The 2,393-nt window shown below is 31.0% G+C and carries 2 protein-coding genes; both read left to right on the top strand.

The window, feature by feature from the left end; all coding sequences use genetic code 11:
* Positions 1-312 (top strand): phosphopantetheine-binding protein (locus H527_RS22680; RefSeq protein WP_035089028.1); only part of this gene is annotated, 312 nt, incomplete at its 5' end.
* A 12-nt stretch (positions 313-324) separates the two neighbouring features.
* Positions 325-2,393: condensation domain-containing protein (locus tag H527_RS22685; RefSeq protein ID WP_035089030.1), on the top strand; the 2,069-nt coding region annotated here is incomplete at its 3' end.

Consider the following 2,393-nt stretch of genomic DNA (forward strand, 5'->3'; position numbering starts at 1 on the left):
GATACTACAGAGTTATCGACAAAGGAGTATGTGGAACCTCGTACAGATACAGAGGTTCAATTGGTAAAAATCTGGCAAGAGTTATTAGGAGTAGATCGAGTAGGTATTTATGATAATTTCTTTGAATTAGGAGGGCATAGTTTATTAGCAACCAGACTAGTGTCTATGATTCGTAAGGAGTTAAATATAGAAATATCAATTCGAAATATTTTTAAGTTTAGTACTGTAGAAGAGATATCGTCTTATATAGATTATAAGGTGCGGAATCTTAAAAATGATATAAAGGAGTATAGTATAAATATTGAGATATAAATTTAATAATACATGGATATTTTAAGTTTTTTTCATAAACTAGATAAAGAAGGAATTAAGTTAGTTTTAAAAAATGGCTCATTAAATATTAAGTCAAATTTTGAAATTGATCCAGAAATACTTAGTGAAATAAAATATAATAAAACTCGGATAGTTGAACATTTAAAAAACTATCAGGATGAAGATACTACAGATGATATATTAGAAAAAATAATTTCTTATGATAAAGAACAACTAGTTCAAATTCCTTTATCCTTTAGTCAAGAAAGGTTATGGTTTGTAGATCAGTTACAAGGTAGTTTGGAGTACCATATACCTGTTGTTATTCGTTTAGAGGGAGCATTAGATGTATCTGTATTAGAAAAATCTTTACAAAGAATTGTTTCTCGTCATGAGGTATTGCGTACGAATCTTCTATCAAAAGATGGTGTAGGCTATCAAAAAATTATAGCCGCAAAAAATTGGTCATTAGATCAAATAGAAGTAGTTGATGAAGATTCAATAGATTATAATTTAGAGAGATATTTAATTACTCCATTCGATTTATCGAGTGATTATAAGCTACGATCCTGTTTATATAATTTAGGTAATGATAAATATATTTTAACTTGTGTATTTCACCATATTGCAAGTGATGAGTGGTCAGGTGGTATTTTGGTTCGTGAATTTACCGAATTGTATAGTGCTTTACATTCGGGTCGGGTTCCAGCTCTTCCAGAGTTGAGTTTACAATATTCAGATTATGCAATTTGGCAGCGAAAGTATTTAGAGGGAGAAGTTCTAGAATCTCAATTATCTTATTGGGAAAACAAATTAGCAGGGGTTAGCAGTCTATTGCTACCAACAGATTATGTTCGTCCTTCGGTACAAAGTAGTGAAGGATCTAGTATTTCTTTTTCATTAGGACAAGAGTTAAGTGATTCCTTACAGTCCTTATGCCAGCGAGAAGGAGTTACATTATTTATGGTATTAATATCAGCTTTTAAAGTTTTACTATTTCGTTATAGTGGACAAGATGATATTTGCGTTGGTACTTCTATTGCAAATCGTACACAGTCAGAATTAGAGGGTATGATTGGCTTTTTTGTCAATATGCTAGCGCTTCGTAGTGATTTGAGCGGGAATCCAAGTTTTAAGGAATTATTAGGTGAAGTCAAAAATACGACTTTAGAGGGGTATGACCATCAATTGGCTCCTTTCGAGAAGGTAGTAGATCGAGTAATTACTGCTCGGGATATAAGTATGAGTCCTCTATTTCAAGTACTATTTGTATTACACAATCTAGAAAAAGAGTCAGGAGAATCGATAATAGAATTAGATGGAGTTACACTTTCAGCATACGAATCTGATAATGTTATCTCTAAATTTGATATCGAATTACATGCTTCTGAAAGCGATTCTGGGATAGCATTAAATCTTGAATATTGTACAGCTTTGTTTAATAAGGCTACAATTGATCGAATGTTAGAACATTATCAGAAGTTATTATGTAGTATTGTTAGTGATGTTAAACAGCCAATAGGTAGTTTATCTATGTTAACAGTAAAGGAGGAGGACGAACTATTAAATACTTTTAATAACACTTTTTTAGAGTATCCAAAGGATAAAACAGTAGTAGATTTATTTAAAGAGCAGGTTGGTAAAACTCCAGAAGCAATAGCATTAGTGTGTGAGTTAAAAAAAATGACCTATAAAGAGTTAGATGATAAATCAAATCAATTAGCTCATTATTTAGAATCTCAAGGTGTCGTTAGAGGTTCCCGAGTAGGAGTTCTTTTTGAGAAAAGTTTGGATATAATTATTAGTATCTTAGGTATTTTAAAATTGGGATGTACTTATGTTCCTTTAGACCCCTCTTTACCTTCAAATAGATTATCATATATATTAGATGATTCGAGTATAAACTTCCTTCTTTATAGTAAAGAATCTTTGCTATCAAGTTTATCAGTTTCAGAATTTATTTTTTTTATAAATATAGAAGAATCATATACATATGAATCTTCATCAGTTTCATATGAAATTACTCCAAATGATTTGGCTTATATCATGTATACCTCTGGTAGTACTGGTGTTCCCAAAGG

Origin of the sequence: Aquimarina muelleri DSM 19832 (genome assembly GCF_000430665.1) — a bacterium.
In the GTDB taxonomy this organism is placed as follows: Bacteria; Bacteroidota; Bacteroidia; order Flavobacteriales; family Flavobacteriaceae; genus Aquimarina; species Aquimarina muelleri.